Here is a 21,817-nt window from a genome sequence, read left to right as displayed (position 1 = left end):
TTTTTCAAATAGATATTAATCAGTTAAATATTGTTCAAATGGTGACTGATTCAGCCATATTATTGGTTGAGCACTAACTGGTAGAAGCTCGCTTGAGTGTAATCACCCGCTTCCATACCACGCCATTCACAGGCTGAGCTCGACTTCTTAGTGTTGCATTGATTGTATGCGCCCGCCTTGAAGTACATCCAGTCCTGTCCATAACCAAGGTCGATATCATGCCCCTGATACTTACCCTTAGCCAAATCAACATCATACGTCTTCACAATAGGATCGGCTGAGTTTGGATTCTTAGTAAAGGTTAAGTGCATGATGTTATCTTTGATATTCACATCGTATGAGAACACTTCACCTAGCTTGATGCCATCAGCAGGGTCCGAGCTGCCTTTTTTCAGATTGTATTGACCAAATACATCATGGCGAATGTCTTTACGAAGTTTCTTTCCGTTTTCATCCTTCGCGTTTTTCATCTCTGTCGGCGGGTTTAACTCATAGTTCCACGTTAACGAACCATGCTCATGTTCTGGCAACTTGCGGTAAACAATTTTCAGTGGCTCATTGTCTGAACCATGAATTTGGCCGATCACTACCGAGAATGCGCCTGTTTTTTTGTAGCTACCGCTGGTACTCACCTGATCAACAGAAAGTGTTGCCGTCATTTGACCACCGATAGAACCAAACTCTTCTGCATTCTCATGGCTTGAAATCGCGAAATTGTTGCTCGGCGCCGAGTAGCTGTCTGCCAGCATCGCTCTTAGCTCACTGCGCGTATTCTTACTGTTTGGTGTCGTTGGTGCTGTATTCGGAGCCACAAACACCATCGCGCCAGATTCGGCATCAGTGTAGAACCATTTTGGATGAACGTAAGGTGTGTCTACATTCGACAACTCTTGCTTACCGATCTCCAATGTTTTGCCTTTTCTAGAGCCTTCTGTCGTTAGCTCCGGTAGGTTAATTTTCCATTTAGATAAATCGAAGTTTTGTGCAGGCGCTTTTGCTGGATCAAGATTGAACTGTTGACCAATATCGTGATTAGAAGCAAGAGCGGGAGCCGCTAAGAGGCTAGCAGTCAGTAAGCTTAGGTAAGACAACTTCATTATTTGGTTTCCTTTATGTCGTCATAATGTAGGTTGCCAGAACAATAAAATAATATTGTATTATTATATGTGATCTATATTAAATATTGAAAACTGATGACCCATTCAGCGCGAGTAAAAAGAAAAAATGAGACTTCGCACCAACATAGCCCCCTCTTTTAACTCAGCAGCAGACAGCCCAAAGTACCCAACAGCAGAAATAAAAAAGCCCCGCTCTGGTTGAGCGGGGCTTCGCAGTTATTGAGTCTTAATTAAGAATTAAGCTTCTGCTTTTTGCAGCTCAGCTTCTTCGTTAGCTTCAACGCCAATTTCGTTTTCAGACTTAGCAACGATAGTGTTAACCGCTGTATCACCGACTACGTTTGAAGAAGTACAGAACATGTCACAGATACGGTCAACAGCAGCAACAATCGCTAGACCTTCTGGTGGTAAACCTAGTTGGTGCAATAGAACACCGACCATCACAACACCGCCACCAGGAACACCACCAGCACCGATAGACAGTAGCAGGATAGTTAGACCAAGAGTGAAGATATCAGCAGTGTTGATTGGCTGACCAAATGCGTTTGCTACGAACATAGTTGCTAGTGCGATGTAGATAGATACACCAGACATGTTCATGGTTGCACCTAGTGGTACACCGAAACCTGCTACTGACTTAGATACGTTTAGTTTGTCAGTAAGAGTACGCATTGTTACTGGGATTGTTGCATTCGAACTTGCTGTAGATAGTGAGAATAGAACTTGCTCACGAGTTGCACGTAGGAACTGCTTTGGAGAAATACCAGTGAATGAACCAACCATCATTGGATAGAAGAAGAAAATCCAGAACACAAGCATTGCAACCACAAGCGCCACATAGCCAGCAACTGACATTAGCGTGTCTGCATCCAGTGTTGCGCCCAGTTGAATCATCAGAGCAAATACACCGTAAGGCGCCAAGCTCATTACTAGGCCGATAAGCTTCATCATGATTTCGTTAGCCATCTTGAATGTCTTGATAGCTGGGCCACCACGAGAATCAAGCGCTTGAATAGCAAGACCTGTCAAAATTGCCATGAAGATGATTTGTAGCATGTCGCCGCTTGCGAACGCTTCTACAGGGTTGCTAGGAACGATGTTAACAACAAGAGAGAAGATGTCTGGTGTTTCAGTTGTTGTAAGCGCAATTGTCTCAGAAACCGTACCCGCAAGGTTCGCACCTGCACCTGGTTGGAAAATAAGACCAATCGTTAGCGCTGCTGAAATCGCGATGATGGTGTTAATAATGTAAAGACCAAAGGTTTTACCACCAAGACGACCAAATGAACGAATATCTTTTAGCTCAACAATACCGCAAACAATAGATACGTAAACAAGAGGAACTACAAGCAATTTGATAAGTGATACGAACATACCACCAGCACCTTCGGCAGCGCCAAGTAGATACGTATCAAAAATAGCAATACCGCTGAATAGGTACTGAATAGCAGTACCAATAAGTAGACCGGCGAACAAGCCTACAAAAATTTTACTTGAGAGCGATTTATCCATCGTTCTTCTCCAGTTTGTTGTGTTTGAAATTTGTACTTTTATAGTTATATATGCGACCAAAATCGCTATATGGCAGTGGATTTTACATACAAAGATAACAATTAAAAGTATTTATTTACAAAAACATCACAAATGTGACATCAAAACATTTACTCAATCACAACAAGTTTCATAACACAAAACTCTAAATCGCTGATCTGAATGAAATAAAAAGAACGACATTCTTAATGCGGTTTTGATGCTTATTTACGTGGACTCTCAAGTTATAGGCACAAAAAAAGAGAGGCCTATACCTCTCTTTTTATTTTACGCAAACCAGTGATTTATTTTGTCGCTGCGACTAACTCAGTCAATGCACCAGTCAATCACTTGGCAACGTAATTCGTCATTACTTAGCAACCATAACCATCGCTGGGCGAACCACACGACCGTTTAGTTCGTAGCCTTTTTGCATCACAAACATAACCGTGTTCGATTCGTGATCTGGGCTTTCTTGAATAGACATCGCTTGGTGGAATTCAGGGTTGAACGCTTCACCTTCAGGGTTGATCTCTTTAAGACCAAACTTAGCAACTGTGTCTACGAACGTTTTGTGCGTTAGCTCAACACCTTCATACAGTGGCTTAACCACTTCGTTTTCAGCGTCTGCTGCTTGCATTGCACGCTCTAGGTTGTCGATTACAGGAAGCAGACCTTCAGCAAACTTGTTCAAAGCGAATTTACGCGCTTTATCAATTTCTTGTTCGCTACGGCGACGCATGTTTTCAACTTCAGCTTTCGCGCGAAGAACAGAATCTTGCTGCTCTTTCACTTTAGATTCACTAGAAAGCAGTGCAGCTTCCAGTTGAGCGATTTTTGCTTCCTGCTCATCAGCAGCGTCTTCATTCAGTTCAGCTTCTTCAACTTTCTCAGCTTCAGCGATGATCTGATCTAGCTCTGCTTCGGTTACTTTGTTTTCTTCGTTGCTCATGATATCTCCAGAATTCGTTTTCAATGCAAGTGACAGGCGTGTTTGCGCCCCAAATTGATATAAAACACTCGCATAGACGTTCAACTTGCCTTTATTATGGGGATGAAGAATTTTGATTCAAGCCTAATTCGTTTGGAAACGTTATGAAAAAGCCATTTGAAGTCATCGCCATTATCGGTAAACCTCGAGATCAGCAAGCAATTCAGACTCATAGAGAGCTCTATCAGTGGTTAAGTGCTGAGGGTTATCAAGTGTTTGTTGATGACAGACTCGCAACTATTTTAGACGACATCCCAAAAGAACATTTTTCTAGCCTGATTGAGTTAGGTAAACGCGCCGATCTCGCCATTGTGGTCGGTGGTGACGGAAATATGCTCGGTGCCGCTAGAATCTTGTCACGTTTCGACATTTCAGTGATTGGTGTTAACCGAGGCAATCTTGGTTTCCTAACCGATCTCAACCCTGAAAACTTCCAGAGCGCGTTGACTGATGTTCTCAAAGGCGAGTTCATGGAAGAAGAGCGCTTCTTACTTGAAACGGAAATTCATCGTCACGGCCAGATAAAAAGCCACAATGCGGCACTTAATGAGGCAGTACTGCACCCCGGCCAAGTTGCTCACATGATCGAGTTCGAAGTGTATATCGATGACAGCTTCGCCTTCTCACAGCGCTCTGATGGCTTAATCGTCTCAACACCGACAGGTTCTACCGCCTACTCGCTTTCCGGCGGCGGCCCTATCCTGTCATCAAGCCTAAATGCTATCTCACTCGTGCCAATGTTCCCGCATACCCTTTCAAGCCGCCCATTAGTGGTGGATGGCAAGCGTCGTATTAAGCTTATCGTATCGCCTGATAACCGTGGAACTCAGGAGGTGAGCTGCGATGGTCAAATCTCACTGCCTGTTTCTCCTGGTGATGAGATCCACATTTACCAAAGCCCAAATGTGCTCAAACTGATCCACCCTAAAGACTACAACTACTACCACGTTCTACGTAACAAGCTAGGCTGGTCGAGTAAGCTGTTCTAATTGAAAAGCGAACGATTTTAAAAGGCTGACGACATTCGTCAGCCTTTTTTATTGCCGATTAAAAGCCCACTGCCTCTATCTTTACGACAATCCACCACATCGTCATTCCCAAGAGGGCGGAACGACTGAATTGGGAATCTATAGCGGTTTCAGTGATCTACAGACAAGCTCAATTCTGAGAGCTGTCGCAAAAAATTTTCACCTGTCGACTTTACTGTATAAAGAAACAGTATATACTGGGCTTATATACAGTATTGTTCAGTTATACAGGTAAATAAAAATGCTGGCTCATTTAAGTGTTAATAATTTCGCTATTGTTAAGTCTTTACAGCTAGAACTCTCTAAAGGCATGACAACAATCACCGGGGAAACTGGTGCGGGTAAATCTATCGCTATCGATGCTTTAGGCCTGTGCCTTGGAGGAAGATCCGATGCAGGAATGGTTCGACAAGGTGAAGAAAAAACCGAAGTCAGTGCCGCTTTTTTACTTGAGAACAATCTGCATGCTACCCGCTGGTTAGAAGACAACGAATTGCTTGATGGCAGTGAGTGCATCCTGCGCAGAACCATCTCAAAAGAAGGTCGTTCTCGTGCATTCATCAACGGTAGCCCTGTCCCTCTTTCGCAATTGAAATCACTTGGACAACTGCTGATCAACATCCATGGTCAACACGCGCATCACCAGTTAATGAAAAGCGATTACCAAATGGCCATGCTTGATCAATACGCAGGTCACTTGAACCTATTGAAATCGACACGTAATGCTTATCAAGCGTGGCGACAAGCAGATAACCACTTAAAAGAGTTACGTGAAAATAGCCAGCAAAACCAAGCTCAAAAACAACTTCTTGAATACCAAATCAAAGAGTTAAATGAGCTGTCTATTGGGGAGGAAGAATATGAAGACCTCGAACAAGAGCATAAGCGCCTCTCCAATAGCGGAGAACTGGCCACAACCTGTCAGCAAGCTATCGAGCTTATTTATGAAGGCGAAGAAGTTAATGCGCTTGGTATTCTGCAATCGGCCAATAACTCCTTAATTCAGCTAGCTGAGCTAGATGAAAGATTAGCCGAGTTACCAAACTTGCTTTCCGAAGCCATTATTCAGATTGAAGAAACCAACAACGAGTTAAGAACATACCTAGACAGCATTGATGTTGATCCCGATCGTATGGCTTACGTTGAGGAGCGTTTCTCTAAAGTGATGTCGATGTCTCGTAAACACCACGTGTTACCTGAAGAGCTGTATAAGCACCATCAAGACTTACTACAACAAGTTGAAGCGCTTGATTGCTCTGATGAAAAATTAGAAGAACTGGCAAACGAGGTGGAAAACCAATACCAATCGTTCGTTGCTAAATCAGAGAAGCTTCATAAATCTCGAACTCGTTACGCAAAAGAGCTCAACAAGCTGATCACGCAAAGCATGCACGAACTGAGCATGGAAAAAGCGCAGTTTGCCATTGAAGTGAACAACACCAACACACACCCTTCTCCATTGGGTATGGATAACGTGACCTTCATTGTTTCGACCAACCCAGGCCAACCGATGCAGCCGATTGCGAAAGTGGCCTCTGGTGGTGAGTTATCACGAATCTCATTAGCGATTCAGGTGATCACAGCGCAAAAAGTGGATACACCAAGCCTGATTTTCGATGAAGTCGATGTGGGTATCAGTGGACCAACCGCTGCGGTTGTCGGAAAAATGCTACGTAAGCTGGGCGAATCGACACAAGTTATGTGCGTGACTCACTTACCTCAAGTTGCCGGTTGCGGTCACCAACAACTTTTTGTAGCGAAGAACACGAAATCAGGTAAAACCGAGACTCAAATGCACACGCTTGATGAGCAACAACGCGTTTCAGAGCTTGCTCGACTGCTTGGTGGCAGCCAGATTACCGAATCGACGCTTGCCAATGCAAAAGAGTTATTAATCGCAGCATAGGTTACATATTCAGCAACTTTCTGATAATTTACCGAAAATTCTTGGCAATTTTGCAACTTAATTCAAAATTGCCAGTCATAACAAGCTCAAAGCGCAAGGAGCTTTTTACTTCTTGCTGGAGCTTGTTTATTATCAGGCAGTATTTTAGCGAAGAAAGATCTCAAACTATGCGAATTAAAAAGTGGTTAGTTGCAGTTCCACTTGCACTAACAATGTTGACCGGTTGCTCTCTATTAGAGAAGTTGGTTTATCGAATTGACATCAATCAGGGTAACTATGTTGAACAGGAAGCTGTCGATCAGCTCAAGTTTGGCATGACAAAAACACAAGTTCGTTACGTTATGGGCTCACCTATGCTTATCGAAAATGGCTACCCAGATACGTGGTACTACATTTACCACCACACAAAAGGCCATGAAGACTCGATTCAAAAAAATCTTGTTGTTAACTTTGATGCAACGGGCACCTTAGTGACGATCAATGGTGATTTTGAAGCCAGTGATGAATTCTTCGAAAGCCTTCGCTAGCTTTCAACTAACAAAGCTTTCCAGTCAAAAGCAAGAATCGCAAAAGCCTGCTCATATGAGCAGGCTTTTTAATATCTGCTAACAAATGAGACTGTAGACTGTATTGTCTAACAAACAGATGAAAAAAAGCTCGCTAATGCGAGCTTCTTTATCATTCAAATTTGTTTGGTATTACGATTTAGCCGCCGCTTTCGCTTGTTCAGCACGCTTACGGCGAATTTCTTTTGGATCGGCTAAGAGTGCTCGATAAATTTCGATACGATCTTTATCTCGAACGGTTGCATCTAACTTAACGTTGCGGCTGTATACGCCAACTTTATTTTTCGCCAAGTCGATTTCTGGATACAACTCTAAAACACCAGACTGCGCAATAATCTCTTCAACGGTCGCGTTCTTATTTACCACTAAGGTAAATACACGCTGCTCATGTGGAAGCGCAAACACAACTTCTACGTGGATCATATCTGATTCAATAGTCATGGCTTAGTAAACCTGTTTCGCTCGTTGAGTAAAAGCACTGACCATATTGCTCGTCAGCTCATTGAAAACCTTACCAAATGCCATTTCAATCATTCGGCTAGAGAATTCAAACTCCAACTTAAGCTCAACCTTACACGCTTGATCGTCGAGCGGAGTGAAATACCAACCACCCTGCAGTTTCTTAAATGGGCCATCCACCAGCTCCATCAAGATCTCAGCGCCATCCGCTAAGCGGTTAGACGTAGTAAATGTTTTGCTGATACCGGCTTTAGATACATCAACCGAAGCCACCATCGCGGAATCTGAAGATTCGATCACACGAGAACCAGAACATCCTGGCAAAAACTCAGGATAACGAGCAACATCATTGACCAAGCTGAACATCTGGTCGGCACTAAAAGACACTAATGCTGAACGAGTAACCTTTGGCATATAGACTCCTGTTAAAGACAGCGTTACATTAACACAAACTGCAATTTTAATTGTATTGGGCCAGAGCGCAAATAAAAAGGATTCCCCATCTAGGGCGCAATCCGTATAATGAGGCCATTATGGCAAAGAATAAATCAAAATCAAAAGCCGGTAGTAATACCATTGCGCTTAATAAGAAAGCTCGCCACGAATATTTCATCGACGATGAGATAGAAGCGGGGCTTGAGCTACAAGGCTGGGAAGTAAAATCCCTACGTGAAGGCAAAACCAATATCGCAGAAAGCTACGTTTACATCCGAGATGGCGAAGCATTCATCAGTGGTATGACGATCACTCCGCTGACTCAGGCGAGTACTCATATCGTGGCGAACCCAACACGTATCCGTAAACTCCTGATGTCGAGAAAAGAACTCGACAACCTTATCGGTCGTATTAACCGTGAAGGCATGACACTTGTCGCAACCGCACTTTACTGGTCTCGCTCTTGGGCGAAGATTAAAGTTGGCGTAGCGAAAGGTAAAAAGCTGCACGATAAACGTACTGATATGAAAGAAAAAGATTGGGCGAGAGATAAAGCACGAATTATGAAGAGTAATTTGCGTTAATTTTAAGCACTTAAACGCACAGTGCTAGACAGGGTAAGCTTTTCTGGTACTATGCAAATAACACTTGGGGCTGATTTAGGATTCGACAGGAATTTTGAAGTCTGAGGTGCATGCCGTGGGGCGGTTGGCCACGTTAAAAGCCGCAAAAAAATAGTCGCAAACGACGAAAACTACGCACTAGCAGCTTAATAACCTGCTCAGAGCTCTCTTACCCTAGCTTCCGCTCGTAAGACGGGGACCAATAAGAGATCAAACCCAAACTAGCTAGCGTGGCTTCTCCCACCTGAGAGGAAAAGCGCGAATTATAATTCAGGTTAGCCTTTAACTAGCGTGTCGGTTCGCAGGTTGCTGGTGAAATTAAAGATCGACTAAGCATGTAGTACCAATGATGAATGATTTTTGGACGCGGGTTCAACTCCCGCCAGCTCCACCAAACGTTTGGAACGGGACATCTCAGGATGTCCCGTTTTTATTTTTAAAGCTATATATATCAACGCATTAGACGTATCGTAGCATTTCATTACATATCTACACCTCTCATACCTTTAGTATTCCAGTTAGTATTCCAAGTAAGAACTCGTATTTTTGGAATACTAAACAGCGAATCTGAGGGGATAACATGGCTCGTAAGACTACTCGTTTAACAGATAAAGAACTTAAAGCAGCAAAGCCAAAAGACAAAGACTATGTGCTGTCTGATGGTGAAGGCTTGCAATTCCGAGTCAGAAAAAATGGGACGACTCAATGGAATCTCAATTACTACCACCCCATCACCAAGAAACGCATTAACCTTGGTTTAGGCACATACCCTAACCTTACCCTAGCCAACGCCCGAAAATTGGCTCTACAAGCTAAAGAGCAACTTGCACTAGGCAAAGACCCTAAAGAATCACGCGAGCAATCAAATAAAGAACAAGCAGCCATCATCGAGCACACACTTTTCAACGTAGCTTCTGAATGGTTTGAAGTGAAGCGTAACGATGTTACTGAAAACTACGCTAAAGATATTTGGCGATCTCTAGAACTTTATGTGTTTCCTGCCCTTTCCAATACTCCAATATCTAAAATCACCGCACCAATGGTTATTGAGCTCCTTCGACCCGTAGAAGCTAAAGGTAGCCTAGAAACGGTTAAACGAGTGACTCAACGTCTAAATGAAGTTATGGATCACTCGGTAAACTGCGGACTAGCACCAGCTAATCCACTCTCGGGTATTAGAGCCGCTTTTAAGAAGCCAAAAAAAGAAAACATGAAAGCTTTAGCACCTGCCGAGCTACCTGAACTTATGGCTGCGATTGCTAACGCCAGCATTAAGCGCACTACGCGATCACTTATCGAATGGCAATTACATACCATGACCCGCCCCAATGAAGCCGCTGGCGCAAAGTGGAACGAAATTGACCTTGAAAACAACCAGTGGTTGATTCCTGCTGAACGAATGAAAAAACGAAAAGAACACTCTATTCCACTGACCCCTCAAACGATCGCTATCTTGGAATCAATGAAGCCAATAAGCGGACACCGTGAATTTGTATTTCCTGCTGATCGTGATCCTAAACAGCCAACTAACAGCCAAACAGCAAATGCAGCCTTAAAACGTATGGGGTTTGCTGGGCGCTTAGTAAGTCACGGTCTTCGCTCAATCGCTAGTACCACTCTCAATGAACAAGGTTTTGACTCTGACTTAATTGAAGCCGCACTAGCTCATGTAGATAAAAATGAAGTAAGACGAGCATACAACCGTACAGACTACCTAGAACGCAGACGTCCGATGATGAAGTGGTGGAGTGAGCATATCGAACAAGCCTCACAAGGTTCGCTTTCTGTGACAGGTTACAAATCCCTGAGGGTTGTTGGTGATGAGTAAACAAACATATATAGATATTAATCCTAGCAAAGTAACTGCATCGGAAGTTCACGCTCAAAAAGATGGTGTTGCTAAAGAAACAAGCATAGAGATAACACAATTCGTAGAGGACGAAATTTTTCTTGAATATGAAGATGAACTGTTCGAATTTTTAAAAAGCCCTCCAAGCTATCTAGCCCCCGAACATCGATTCTACATTCAAATACTGAATAACTTGGTAAAAAGAGCTCCAGATAAAAAAGCTAGATTTGGTCGCCCAGAAAAACTACTTTCTGATTCTACTTTCGTTTGGGCTATTTGCGTTTTGTTAGGTAGCAAAAAAAAAGCACAACAGGCTCTAGGCATTGATACTAAAGCAGTTCGCGTGCATATAAAAAAGCTTGATGAGTTAGGAATCAGTCCTTTTCCTGATAGGGAGTTTTGCCATAATGATGCTATTGGTAAAGCATCAGTAACGATTGAGTTTCATGCAATTCGAGTAGCAAAGGCTTATGAGGAGGGTTTGCAAGCCTCGACAATAATTGATGGAAGTAGCACGCTAACAGAAATTAGAAACGACTACATGAATACAAAAAACCAAGAATACTTGGCAAAATACCAGACACTATACAAAGACCTTATTCGTAAACAATAGAATCAGCTATTCACGATATGGGGGGAATTAATCTCCCTCCTTTTTTTCCGTCTTACCTCAATTCAAAGATCTTATTAATCTCCTATTAGAAGTTACAACACATTAGGAGAACACATGAATACCCAAGTCCCAATTTCAATTATTCGCTTACCTGAAGTCATTCGCTTAACAGGTTTATCACGGCCAACTATTTACCGCCGTATAGCCGAAGGAAAGTTCCCGAATCGCGTTTTGTTGGGGGAACGTGCCGTTGGATTCAAGCTACATGAAGTCATTGAATGGATTGAAAGCCTTGAAATCAAAAAAAATGAGGGGGCTTAATATGACACCAGAACAGCAAGAATCTCAGCACCAATACATTGCTTCAAAACAACGAAATCACAAGCATATACGAGCCATAGAGCATCTTACAGATCTAGGTATCTGCATCCATAAATCGACATACAGCAATGAATGGAAACTACTCCACTTATTAGCTCAATCTTATGGATCGTATGTTTATTTATGTAAACACCGATTATCTAAAAAACTAGGTGTTACGTGTGAATTCCTCACTCGCAAAGCTAAAGCAATTTTGAAGGACTATGCCAAAGGGTATCCAGTGATAATTCCGCCAGAGATCAATGTCGCGTCAAAGCGAATGATGGGGAAAAGTAATAGCTTTGTGGTGGCTAAAAAAGGTGCAAAGAAGGCTCGAACACCAAAAGTAACCAGCGTCAAAGGTAAGTATAAATAAGCCATATATTGCCCCGCTTAGATGCGGGGTTTTAACCTCTGGTATTTGTATCTAATGCTAACAATTCAAGATCTATGCTTCACGCTACAAGTATCAGAAAGCTCTATTAAGAGAATGGTTAAAGATAAAGATCTTCCGCCACCAACCAAAGGACGAAGAAACAAAAACATCTGGCTAGCTTCCAAGCTCAAGCAACATTCTCCTATTCTGAATGAGCTATTCGCTCATTTACCAAACAAGGGAGAGCATCAACGCAAGTATCAGAAGAGTAAACCTCACCAAACCACACAGCCTACATTCAGAAGTCCATTATCTGGTAAGCACTTACCCATCCTCACAAGCGCCACTGATGGAAGCCCTAGAGCCAGCTTCAGCGCTGAACTGAAACGCTTGAGTCTAACCTTTGAGCCATTTTTTAATAGCTTTGAGTTACCCGTAGGCGTAATGCTCACAATAGGTGCAAAAGTCGTTAAACAGCATCAAATAAAAACAATGAGCGATATCATTAAGCCGATTAATCAGCAGCTCAAGATACTAAAAATAGAGCCTTGCATATGGCGAGGCTGCGAAGAAACAACTCAAAATGGTAAGCACTACCACATAACAATCATGTTTGATTCCTTTCCTATGGCGAGTAAAACAGATGTCGCAAGAAAAAGAAAAATTAGAGCGATACTCAAGAAACTTCCTTTCAAGGCATGGTTTGGTGACAATGATAAAGATCGCTTTGAGCGTATTAGGTTAATAAAAAGTTGGAACGACTACGAACGATTTTTTGAGCACACTAGCTATCAAGCCAAGGTTGCCACCAAACCAAGACGAGATAAACAAAGCTTATTATCAAAGCGTAAAATCGCCTTTAGTGGAACTAGGCTAAAACGGGCTTTAGTAGAGAAGAAATGATACCTATAGAGCTTGTTTTATAAGCGATGGTCAATTTGAGCTGGTTGGCTATATAGTTAATGAAAATAAATCGTTGTTTCAATTCACGCATCTAAGTTAGTAGTTCCATATACAGCAAGGGATAGAGCACACTCAGCTTACTTAAAAATACATTCATTAAAATGACGTTTCTATATCCCTCTTTTTAGGCTTAACTTCATGTTCACTGTAATGGATTGTAAAAACACAGCTTAACTAGAGCCAGAACGTCATTACTTATATAATTGTATACATATTGCTAACATATCCCTCCTCATTTTTTCCTGAACGTTTGTTGCGTTACAAAGCACGCTACCCAGATAATTAGCTCGCTTTGATTTATAAACAAGTAACACATGACAAAAGGTAAGAGCTAACCCTTGCGACTGTATGAGTATCTCCCAAGATCACACTCCTTTCACTGCTACTTGTTGCAAGTCAATAATTAACTGTAGTATCGCAATTAAGATAATTCTGCTCCCATCGAATAATGAGCATAACTACAATTATTAATAGGCTAGAGTATGGAAAAGAAAACCCAAGGTGCATGGCTAGTTCACCATGCAGAGAAACTAAAAACAGTAACCAATGCTGATAATGAGTATGAACAAATTAATTTTGCAGGTAAGTGTGGCATTCTCCTTTCTAGCCTATCTTCGGATTCTCAAGAGCAGCTCGATGAAACCAGAGTAAATGCACTTTCCCGAGCTGCGAATATAAACGTCAGAACTGAGCTACCAGCTTTTTTAGATGAACTAGAACGACAGAGAATCATATCTAAAGGCACTGGAGCAATTGAGGTTTTAGGGATGGGGGCAAGTAGTGTGCTAGAGCATACTTCTAGGATATTTGACGAATCTGAACCTACTAAGAAAGAAGTAGCATCTCTTGAGTTATCGGAAGATTGTTCTCAACAGCCTATGGATGAGAAAACAGAAAAGCAAAAAATTGGAGATAATTTCAGTCTATCCAAGTCAGATATTAACCAATTATTTCACAATGCTGAATGTATTGGTTTTATCGATAGTGAAGAAGCATATGGCAATAACAAACTACTATTTAATGGCAATTTATTTCGTGGAAGCGATACAAAAAAAGCATATTCGATTATCACGGCAATGAGTTCTCAAGATTCGATTAAGCTAAAGGAAGTAAACGACATGCTTACCAAGGATGGCTGTGTCAGTGCTTCTATTATTCGAAAAGTATTAGGTGATGAATTGTTCTCCAAAGCACAATCTATTGCTTTATTCGATGTTAATGCTATTGGGAATGAACGAGGACAACATGAATTTGTCACAAAGCCATCTGCATTTAACAAATATTCTAACTCTACTGTCGAAGATGCATTTGACCTAGCGAAAGTATTTGTAACGTCTCTAACCTACGGTATGACAGCAAGTAGCTCAGGCCGAGGTCGAATACAAATGATAACTGCACTTATGCATAAGTTGATACGCGGTGAATGGATTGGACCAGCTACAGCTATTGGCCAAGATTATCAAATACTAGAACTTAAAGGCGTTGTAAAAGTTAAAAAGGTTAGCGGGAGTATGTGTAAAATGAAGCTTCTAAAGAAAGAAGTTGGCCAACTAGCCTTACAAGTTATAAATGATGGTGATGCTAGCCAGAACTCTCTTGAGTCACTGCCTGCTGTATCTGTAACCACATACGCAGCACCAGAGCAAACTAGACAACTAAGTCGGAAAAACCAAACTGCCCCAATGAAAAGAAACGTAGGTGAGATATTGAACCAACTTCGAACTGGAGGAATCTAATGTCAAAGGTTGAACTTAAAAAAGGGGAGTTGGCAGAAGAAAAGTTGCGACTTTACTTTCTTAGCCTTGGGTATTTTGTCGTTAGATCAATCAATGCTGATTACAAAGGCTTTGATGTGACTGACGTTGATCTATTTTTATATTCAAGACCATCTCCTATCTCAAGAGAGCGAACCAACGTTGATGTAAAGATGAAACAGCGCCCACAAGCACTAGAAAGAGTTTTTTGGACAAAAGGACTAAAAGAAGTACTCGGCCTTGAAAAATGCGTTGTTGCAACTACAGATAAAAGAAGTCATATAGGTGAGTTCGGTGCAAAAAATGATGTGCTTGTTCTCGATGGTAATTTTATGAATAAACTTGACTCAACAGCTCGTTATTCTATTGATAGATATAACGAAGAAGAGTTTCTGAGTCTTTTAGATAACCACTGTATAGGGGAGCTAGGGGGGAGCTGGAAAAAGGACTATGAAAATGCCAAGTCTAACCTTCTAAGCAAACTAAATTTTGATGGCGTCAATGATCTACTAGATAAGTCGAAGAAAATTCTACTTGAGATATCTTCAGGCCATACAAGCGATGTTTCTTACCGAGCGCTGTATGTATACATATCACTTTTTATAATCACTCTAGATTACTCAATCAAAGATTTTAGCTACAAAGACCAAAAAGACCGAGTTAAGCTAATTTCTGATGGAATTCGATTTGGTGAAGTTGGTAAAAAGAAATCTGAAGAAATAGTGGCTATGTCTTCAGCTCTTATGAAGTCTTTTATGAATAAAGATAGTTATGATCTTAGTGCAATTGAAAATGAAGTTATTTCTCAATTCATGAACATTCCATCTAATGATATTGCTGAGTACCTAGGCAGCACTAAATCAATGCTAAGGCTTCTGCCAATAGCAATAGAGTTCGAAAAACATGCCTTTAATAGACAGTTCGATAAACCCACAGCTCTTCCAACTGAGTTGCAATCCATAATTGGGTTGTTATGCGATTTCTACTCTTTAGATAGAAAAAAGATTTTGATCTAATATTGTTTCTTTAAGGGCAATCAATATATTTAGTATTCCAAGTAGTATCCCAAGAAAAGAAGGCTAAGTAAGTATGCTAAATAAATCAACGTCATATTGAGGCAATTCAACTTACGCCAGCCCACCAAACGTTTGGAAAGGGCCAACTCGAAAGAGTTGGCCCTTTTTGTTTTGCTGGAATTTAGGTTTCACTTAACAAAACAAAAATAAAATATGAAACAGTTAAAGGCAGATATCCCACTAATAAAATGCCACCACAGGGTTGGTGCGTGAGGGTAAAACCTTCTCCCAAATCTTCAATATCAGTTCACTTGTTATCTGATGCAGCCCCATCGTCTTCCGCTATCAATGAGGATGAATTCGTAGCTTGATCAGCAGTCTATGTAAGCATCGAAACTGCTGAAACGGATTCACCACCTACTTATAAAGCAACATTAAATAGGTGACGAATAAAAGATTTACTGTATTGAGGTTAAAAATAATATCGAAGATTAACGGCAGCAGTATCAGTTTGATAACTGTCTATGTCATAGCGAACCCATTCAGCCCCTATGGAGATACCGTGCCAGGGCATTGTCATAAGACCAGCGCCATAGTACCCATCAATGCCATTGTCACTATCACTCATGGGCATTGTCTCTAAGGTATCCGTATTGGTCGAATGTGAATTATACTCACCGTACCAAAAGAATGCCCCGCCTTTCACGTACACAGAGAAATAGTCTGCTATCGGGTAAGATAACGCGAAGCCAACAGTGCCCCCCTGAGCGCTCCTCAACTGCAACTTAGACATAGACTCCGCAAATTCATCTACTTCTAGATCAGGCACAGAATCAGTAGCCGTAAACTCTCGACTGCCTAAATCAACATACGCTGCTTCAAGAGCAATGTAAGAGTTAAACCTATATCCTCCACCCAAAGCAAAATAGAAATCATCTTGGTCTTGAGAGGTAAGCATTGCGGTTGATGAAACTTCACTTATTTTGGACTGCAATTCACCATCACTCGTATTGCCATAGCCCAAACCAAAACTTCCATTAAGGTAGAACCCGTTTGCTTGAGCACTGAATGACAGACTCATAGCAGTCAACACTATTGCTCCCCCCGCTATAGCGGTACGAAGATTACGTAGCAATAACAACAAGGCTAAAACCATCAGCGCAAATACCGACATATTTCCGCCCGACGATGAATTGGTACTCGTCATAGATTGATACCCTCTTACACCAACACCGCCGGGATCTTTAAGAACACCGTTCTCGATACCATCGCTGTCATTAGCGCCCCCCTCTTTCATCGTTAACTGAATACACCAATCACCAATACTCATGCCTCGAGTGTATTCTCCACTACTTGGCGGTGGACAGTATCCCTCTTCACCGGGTGCTGAACTGATATAGTCTGTGTCATTCTCAACAAAATCAGCCCAACCTGTTGTAGTACTGTATTTACGATATACCGCCTCTACGGGAACAGGCTCACGCTGAGGTATTACAACGTTGACCACCTGACCAAGCGTCAACTCGTTCACGTTGAAGTCAAACATCCCACCGACGTTATTGACCTCTTCATCTGGAAGTATCGACAAGCCTTGCAAATGGTCGCTATCGACTAATGCTCCCGAGTGCTCATTACTAATTGAACTATCACCAAGCGACAGATGTACACCAGGGTCTGATTCAATGATGAACTTGTTCATATCCATAGCTTTGTGAGGTAAAATATGGGGTACAAAAACAACATCTAGGTAATCTGGAATACCGTTGTTGTTTTCATCGCTCATCCCCTCATCAATGTCATAGATGCCGTCTCCATCAGTATCAACACCCTCAATAAATGTACGCCCTTGAGCCACTACGTTAAAGCTGTATGAACGCTTGATCTGAAATGCCTTATTAGATCGATTAACCAGCATGACAGAGACAGTATTTACTCCCAACTTCAAGTCAGAAGCCTGTAAGGTTAGCAAGTCGATAAATTCTTCTTGATTGGACTCATACTGCCACGCAATAGAGAACTCCTCCGCATTTAGCAGTTGACCATTCACTGAATCATAAAGCTCAAAACTAACATCACCGCCATTGGCGACCAACGTTGATTTGACTGTGTCATCTTGGGTGATACGCAAACGGAACTTAGGCAACGTGATTTCACTGACCACCAGCGTTTCATGTGTTGCTTTTAGTGACGTATGCGCCACATTCAACAACTCAACATAAAGGGACTCTGAAACCGCATTACTATCGGTTAAGAAGATAGTGTAATCAACAACCTCCTCAACCATGTCGTGGTGGTCTGTCTTGCCTTTATAATCATCAGCTTCTTCAAAGACAATCGTATGAGAATCCAAACCATGCTCCGCATCACCACTAATACCTAAATCCACGAACAGCGGGTATTCCGGTGCGAGTCCACTTAGTACAACTTTAAAGTGACCTTTACTGCCATCGCGTACACTGACATCTTTACTCAAAGAAATCATGGGATGGATGTCTACTTGCTGCTCTTGAATCTGAACGTTACCCGCATAGTCAACTGCTTTCCATTGAATCAGATGCCTACCCGATCTTAAGTAAGTGTTTCCACTATTGTATTCTTCAAGGAAGACCTCACAACAGTCACCACTGCCATAGTCTGATGCGGTCGGCCAATCCCCACCAGTGAGGCGTTCAGCATCCACTTTAGTGAAGAGCGACGTTGCATAGATGTTTAGGTTTGATGGTAGTTCAATGACTGGATTAACATCATCATCATGTGGGTTATTACCTTTTGCAAATTCATCTCGATTTGAGCGGCCATCGTTATCGGCATCACCTTCACCATCTTCACCGTTTAACGGATCAAACCCTTTCTCTCGTTCCCAGTTATCCGGCATACCATCGCCATCATCATCAGAGTCGTGAACATCAGGCATTTGGTCTAAATCAGTATCCAATAACACCGCCAAATCAAACGTTGTGTCTACGGACAAAGGTTCATCATCGCTTGCTCGAAGGGTAATAGTGTATTCGCCGATATGCTCCGTAGTAGGATTCATTGTAAGGGTCGTTCCAGAAAGCGTTAACCAACTAGGTGCACCCACTAACGAATAGCTCAAACTATCATTATCGATATCAGAGAAGATATCCGACAACAATTCTTGAGTCGTTTGACTACCTGTTGGGGCCTCAGCATCGGAATAACCTTGGTCAACGATTGGAGCATCATTGACTGGAGTGATAACAATTTCATAGTCCGTGTACTCTTGAGTTTGCAAACCGTAGCCGTCACTCACATAAAAATGGAACGTATCCTCTGTGGTTTCACTTCCGTCATGCACATAGCGTATGTCCGACTCTGTTTCTATATCAGCCTGTGTGAAGGTATCATTCACCGCGAGTTCAGTGTTTGACTTGAACAGAGCACCATACTCAGGTAGGCGAGTAATGACATAGACCAGATCATCATAATTCTGCTCAACATCCATAAAATGCACATCGTCATGAACAAAAGTAATACCTCCCCCTTCATTCACCTCCAATGTCGTCCAGTGGTGCTTCATTGGCATTGTATTGGTTCCGGTGACCTCAATAGTGAAATCACTCGTAGCACTTTCTAGTGCAATATCCCTCGCGGTAACGGTTATAGTGTAAGTACCAATATCATACCATGTTGGTGCAGTCACAAATCGTTTCTGCTCAGTGCTAAAGCTGATAAATAAAGGGAGGGGATCGCCATTTGAAAGAGTGGCTGAATAAGTAATGGTATCACTCTGACCTTGAGTAATATCCTCATCAACGAAACTCGCGTCAGCCAACGTATAGTTCAGATCGTCTCCAACATCGGTAATATCAAAAACTTGATTAACCAACACTTGATTAGCGACTGGTGCATCGTTTGAATTCAGTATTTCAATATTAAAAGTATTGCTAGACTGTCGACCGCCATCATCAGTAGCTGAAATCGCAGCCGAGTACACACCAGGAGTTATGGCAGTACCCGTAATCAATCCACTATCACTATCAAAACTCAAACCCGCAGGTAATCCCAAAACACTTCCAACAATAACCATTCCTCCTTCCGGATCACTGTAGGCCAGAGCAGTATCTATCGCTTCAATTTCGATATCTTCTGTTCTGCTGTGGGCACTAAATTCATTATTGAAAACTGGGGAGAGGTTAGGGTTTACGTTAATAATGAAGTTAGCGTTAGCGACGCCACCATTTCCATCTCTGGCGGTAACTGTCACACCATAGTTTGATAAAGCAGTAGTTAATGTGGTCTTACCGCTAATCGTTGCCGTGCCTGCATTATGGTCATAGCTTATCGATAAACCGGCTAATAGACTCTGAATATCGAGTGTCAGCACATCATTGTCAAGATCAGTAAAATAATTTATTGGCAAGTGATAGACAATATCACTACCACGTACATTCCCAACTGGGCTTAACACGCCATTCGCGACAGGAGGGTGGTTTACACTCCCCGAAATCGTTACCGATGTGGTGTAATTATTGGCATTCCCATTAGTATCCTCTATCTTAGTAGTCATTATCCGTGTTGAATTATCGGCATCAGCTCCCCCCTTATCCGAAGTAAACACCACACTTCTTAATGTTGCCTCCATCGCCGCTAACGTTGCATTAGCGCCAAAAGAAATAGCAAGGTTCGAATCACTGGCCACTAGCGCCCCAATCGTCACACTTTCAAACAATACACTCGAGCCATCAATGAGAATTTCATTGGACCCAGTTCCTACCGAACGAAGAGTAATTTGATTAGAGTGATTAGTCACCGATGGCGTACTAACTGATAATGTATAGCCATCAAAACTAGAATCATCAGACACTATCACTGCGTCCGAACCCACATCAATCATTACCTCATCACCATTGAGTGACGTAGCACCATCACCCGGAAAGTACGTTATGCTCGGAGCATCTGGATTTGGGATGATGAAATTAATTGTTAAGTAATTGCGAATTTTCTCACTCTCTTTCACAGAGAGATTGATAGGATAAACCCCAGGTTCTAACCCATCCGGATCAAACGTAAATTGATTCTCTTCGTTATCCGTTAGTGCAGGTTCATTGCTAGCGTTAAACACATTACCAATATTCTCAGTAGTGATACCCGCCCCATCAACAGTAAACGTAAAGGGAGTGTTGTCTTCTAGAGTAATAGTCTTTGTTTCGGAAGGGATGTTGTCAGAGAGATAAAACTCCTCTGTAGTACTCTTATCCTGCAGATAGAAAATTAAGTCGACATGCGTTTTAGATTTAATGGCATTGTCAGCATCAAAATCCTCCACGACAAAACCACCTGAATACAACCCTTCACTAAGAGAGCCAGATCCTGTCCATGTAATAAGCCCCGTCGCAGTATCAATGGATATTCCAACAGGGTTAACACCCTCTCCACCCAACTCATCCAAATTGGCCATACGATACGACACACGGTCACCATCAGGGTCCAACACATTGAGCTGATACGTCCAATCAACGAGACTGGTGACACCATCAGCCTGCAACTTAGGCACTTCTAAAATAATCGGCAACTGTATCGTGGGAGCCTGGTTTCCATTCCTTGGATCTATAATGGTCTGTATTTTCCAATAATCATCGCTATTATTTTGCAAATTTGAAATACGACAACAACTCTTATAGTACACATTGTATTGCTCGCCTAAATCGATGTTGCTCGCTGTAAACTTAGAGGTCTGCAGCGTATATTGGTTCGCAGTATCTGAGTCAGTAGAAAAGTTTTGCCTCACCTCCGAACCATCAACAGGCACTAGAACCATACCGTTATCCGCATTCAATCCACTAGACCCACTTGAGACACTAATTGTGTTAGCACGATTTAATGCCCACGCGGTTGTGATGGTTAACGTAACATCGTTGTCTACCCCTCCCCCATCTAAGTCTGCCAACTGCCACTTAATACTCCCTCCCCGAAAGTGAGAAGCCGACGCAGTTGTAGACGCAAGCAACGCTGATATCAATATCAAATTTTTAAACATACTTTTCCTTCTACTATTTCCGTTCCGCTTCATTAAAGAGAAAGTTATTGTTTCCCCCAAAAAAATAGCGAAGGACAATCAATAGCTTCTACATATATTTCACTAGCTATCAATCATAATAGTATACATGTTGCATATATCAATCAGACTGAATCAAGAACCTACGAGCTGAACAGCTACGTTCGCACCTCTCGTAGCCTAGTTACAAAACAGTCAATCGTAGTTCTCT

17 protein-coding genes and 1 other RNA gene are annotated in these 21,817 nt (G+C 42.0%); 12 read left to right on the top strand and 6 right to left on the bottom strand.

Annotation, left to right across the window (positions count from 1 at the left end):
- Positions 1–59 precede the first annotated feature (59 nt).
- From AB4154_RS00745 to grpE, 3 genes are all read right to left on the bottom strand, one after another.
- The gene (locus AB4154_RS00745) at positions 60–1,097 is read right to left on the bottom strand and encodes a polysaccharide lyase family 7 protein (RefSeq protein WP_048608052.1); all 1,038 of its coding nucleotides are present in this window, start codon (positions 1,095–1,097) and stop codon (positions 60–62) included.
- 258 nt (positions 1,098–1,355) lie between these two features.
- On the bottom strand, positions 1,356–2,630 hold the full coding sequence (locus AB4154_RS00740) for a dicarboxylate/amino acid:cation symporter (protein WP_019823920.1): 1,275 nt from the start codon (positions 2,628–2,630) through the stop codon (positions 1,356–1,358).
- 388 nt (positions 2,631–3,018) lie between these two features.
- Entirely contained in the window at positions 3,019–3,600 is a 582-nt protein-coding gene (gene grpE / locus AB4154_RS00735) for a nucleotide exchange factor GrpE (protein ID WP_017069543.1), read from the bottom strand.
- 143 nt (positions 3,601–3,743) lie between these two features.
- Here grpE and nadK point away from each other — a divergent pair, with 143 nt between their 5' ends.
- From nadK to bamE, 3 genes are all read left to right on the top strand, one after another.
- The gene (gene nadK, locus AB4154_RS00730) at positions 3,744–4,628 is read left to right on the top strand and encodes an NAD(+) kinase (RefSeq protein ID WP_017066747.1); all 885 of its coding nucleotides are present in this window, start codon (positions 3,744–3,746) and stop codon (positions 4,626–4,628) included.
- A gap of 280 nt (positions 4,629–4,908) precedes the next feature.
- A complete protein-coding gene (recN, locus tag AB4154_RS00725) occupies positions 4,909–6,573 on the top strand; it encodes a DNA repair protein RecN (protein ID WP_372121972.1) in 1,665 nt (554 codons plus the stop codon).
- A 167-nt stretch (positions 6,574–6,740) separates the two neighbouring features.
- A complete protein-coding gene (bamE, locus tag AB4154_RS00720; protein ID WP_010438918.1) occupies positions 6,741–7,100 on the top strand; it encodes an outer membrane protein assembly factor BamE in 360 nt (119 codons plus the stop codon).
- A gap of 171 nt (positions 7,101–7,271) precedes the next feature.
- Here the strand turns inward: bamE and AB4154_RS00715 are convergent, their stop codons facing one another.
- Positions 7,272–7,580 carry an RnfH family protein gene (locus tag AB4154_RS00715; protein WP_016796754.1) on the bottom strand — a complete coding sequence of 103 codons (309 nt, stop codon included), beginning with the start codon at positions 7,578–7,580 and terminating at the stop codon, positions 7,272–7,274.
- A 3-nt stretch (positions 7,581–7,583) separates the two neighbouring features.
- Complete coding sequence (locus AB4154_RS00710; protein WP_372121971.1) at positions 7,584–8,012, bottom strand: SRPBCC family protein; 429 nt, start codon at positions 8,010–8,012, stop codon at positions 7,584–7,586.
- A gap of 119 nt (positions 8,013–8,131) precedes the next feature.
- Here AB4154_RS00710 and smpB point away from each other — a divergent pair, with 119 nt between their 5' ends.
- From smpB to AB4154_RS00665, 9 genes are all read left to right on the top strand, one after another.
- Positions 8,132–8,617, top strand: a complete 486-nt coding sequence (smpB, locus tag AB4154_RS00705; protein ID WP_004735156.1) for an SsrA-binding protein SmpB — start codon at positions 8,132–8,134, stop codon at positions 8,615–8,617.
- Between the two features lie 66 nt (positions 8,618–8,683).
- Positions 8,684–9,050: a transfer-messenger RNA gene (ssrA, locus tag AB4154_RS00700) on the top strand.
- A 186-nt stretch (positions 9,051–9,236) separates the two neighbouring features.
- Positions 9,237–10,484, top strand: a complete 1,248-nt coding sequence (locus AB4154_RS00695) for an integrase domain-containing protein (protein WP_372121969.1) — start codon at positions 9,237–9,239, stop codon at positions 10,482–10,484.
- Entirely contained in the window at positions 10,477–11,118 is a 642-nt protein-coding gene (locus AB4154_RS00690; protein WP_372121967.1) for a hypothetical protein, read from the top strand. The genes AB4154_RS00695 and AB4154_RS00690 overlap by 8 nt, the downstream gene beginning before the upstream one ends.
- Before the next feature lie 114 nt (positions 11,119–11,232).
- The gene (locus AB4154_RS00685) at positions 11,233–11,439 is read left to right on the top strand and encodes a helix-turn-helix transcriptional regulator (protein WP_372121965.1); all 207 of its coding nucleotides are present in this window, start codon (positions 11,233–11,235) and stop codon (positions 11,437–11,439) included.
- A 1-nt stretch (position 11,440) separates the two neighbouring features.
- Positions 11,441–11,854 (top strand): hypothetical protein, encoded by a 414-nt coding sequence (locus AB4154_RS00680; protein ID WP_372121963.1) that lies wholly within the window; start codon positions 11,441–11,443, stop codon positions 11,852–11,854.
- A 54-nt stretch (positions 11,855–11,908) separates the two neighbouring features.
- Positions 11,909–12,757, top strand: a complete 849-nt coding sequence (locus AB4154_RS00675) for a hypothetical protein (RefSeq protein WP_372121961.1) — start codon at positions 11,909–11,911, stop codon at positions 12,755–12,757.
- A 542-nt stretch (positions 12,758–13,299) separates the two neighbouring features.
- Positions 13,300–14,553, top strand: a complete 1,254-nt coding sequence (locus tag AB4154_RS00670; protein ID WP_372121959.1) for a hypothetical protein — start codon at positions 13,300–13,302, stop codon at positions 14,551–14,553.
- Entirely contained in the window at positions 14,553–15,587 is a 1,035-nt protein-coding gene (locus AB4154_RS00665; protein WP_372121957.1) for a hypothetical protein, read from the top strand. Before AB4154_RS00670 ends, AB4154_RS00665 begins: the two co-directional genes overlap by 1 nt.
- A 472-nt stretch (positions 15,588–16,059) precedes the next feature.
- Here the strand turns inward: AB4154_RS00665 and AB4154_RS00660 are convergent, their stop codons facing one another.
- The gene (locus tag AB4154_RS00660) at positions 16,060–21,588 is read right to left on the bottom strand and encodes a putative Ig domain-containing protein (protein WP_372121955.1); all 5,529 of its coding nucleotides are present in this window, start codon (positions 21,586–21,588) and stop codon (positions 16,060–16,062) included.
- Positions 21,589–21,817: the final 229 nt, after the last annotated feature.

Source organism: Vibrio sp. 10N.286.51.B11 (assembly GCF_041469245.1).
In the GTDB taxonomy this organism is placed as follows: domain Bacteria; phylum Pseudomonadota; class Gammaproteobacteria; order Enterobacterales; family Vibrionaceae; genus Vibrio; species Vibrio crassostreae_C.
The sequence above is the reverse complement of the archived record's forward strand: the minus strand, read 5'-3'. Positions and strand labels throughout refer to the sequence as shown.

Coding starts and splice junctions, on each gene's coding strand:
- AB4154_RS00695 (WP_372121969.1), top strand. CDS start 9,237: ATGGCTCGTAAGACTACTCGTTTAACAGATAAAGAACTTAAAGCAGCA.
- AB4154_RS00745 (WP_048608052.1), bottom strand. CDS start 1,097: ATGAAGTTGTCTTACCTAAGCTTACTGACTGCTAGCCTCTTAGCGGCT.
- AB4154_RS00740 (WP_019823920.1), bottom strand. CDS start 2,630: ATGGATAAATCGCTCTCAAGTAAAATTTTTGTAGGCTTGTTCGCCGGT.
- AB4154_RS00690 (WP_372121967.1), top strand. CDS start 10,477: ATGAGTAAACAAACATATATAGATATTAATCCTAGCAAAGTAACTGCA.
- AB4154_RS00710 (WP_372121971.1), bottom strand. CDS start 8,012: ATGCCAAAGGTTACTCGTTCAGCATTAGTGTCTTTTAGTGCCGACCAG.
- grpE (WP_017069543.1), bottom strand. CDS start 3,600: ATGAGCAACGAAGAAAACAAAGTAACCGAAGCAGAGCTAGATCAGATC.
- AB4154_RS00680 (WP_372121963.1), top strand. CDS start 11,441: ATGACACCAGAACAGCAAGAATCTCAGCACCAATACATTGCTTCAAAA.
- smpB (WP_004735156.1), top strand. CDS start 8,132: ATGGCAAAGAATAAATCAAAATCAAAAGCCGGTAGTAATACCATTGCG.
- AB4154_RS00675 (WP_372121961.1), top strand. CDS start 11,909: ATGCTAACAATTCAAGATCTATGCTTCACGCTACAAGTATCAGAAAGC.
- AB4154_RS00685 (WP_372121965.1), top strand. CDS start 11,233: ATGAATACCCAAGTCCCAATTTCAATTATTCGCTTACCTGAAGTCATT.
- AB4154_RS00660 (WP_372121955.1), bottom strand. CDS start 21,588: ATGTTTAAAAATTTGATATTGATATCAGCGTTGCTTGCGTCTACAACT.
- AB4154_RS00670 (WP_372121959.1), top strand. CDS start 13,300: ATGGAAAAGAAAACCCAAGGTGCATGGCTAGTTCACCATGCAGAGAAA.
- recN (WP_372121972.1), top strand. CDS start 4,909: ATGCTGGCTCATTTAAGTGTTAATAATTTCGCTATTGTTAAGTCTTTA.
- nadK (WP_017066747.1), top strand. CDS start 3,744: ATGAAAAAGCCATTTGAAGTCATCGCCATTATCGGTAAACCTCGAGAT.
- bamE (WP_010438918.1), top strand. CDS start 6,741: ATGCGAATTAAAAAGTGGTTAGTTGCAGTTCCACTTGCACTAACAATG.
- AB4154_RS00715 (WP_016796754.1), bottom strand. CDS start 7,580: ATGACTATTGAATCAGATATGATCCACGTAGAAGTTGTGTTTGCGCTT.
- AB4154_RS00665 (WP_372121957.1), top strand. CDS start 14,553: ATGTCAAAGGTTGAACTTAAAAAAGGGGAGTTGGCAGAAGAAAAGTTG.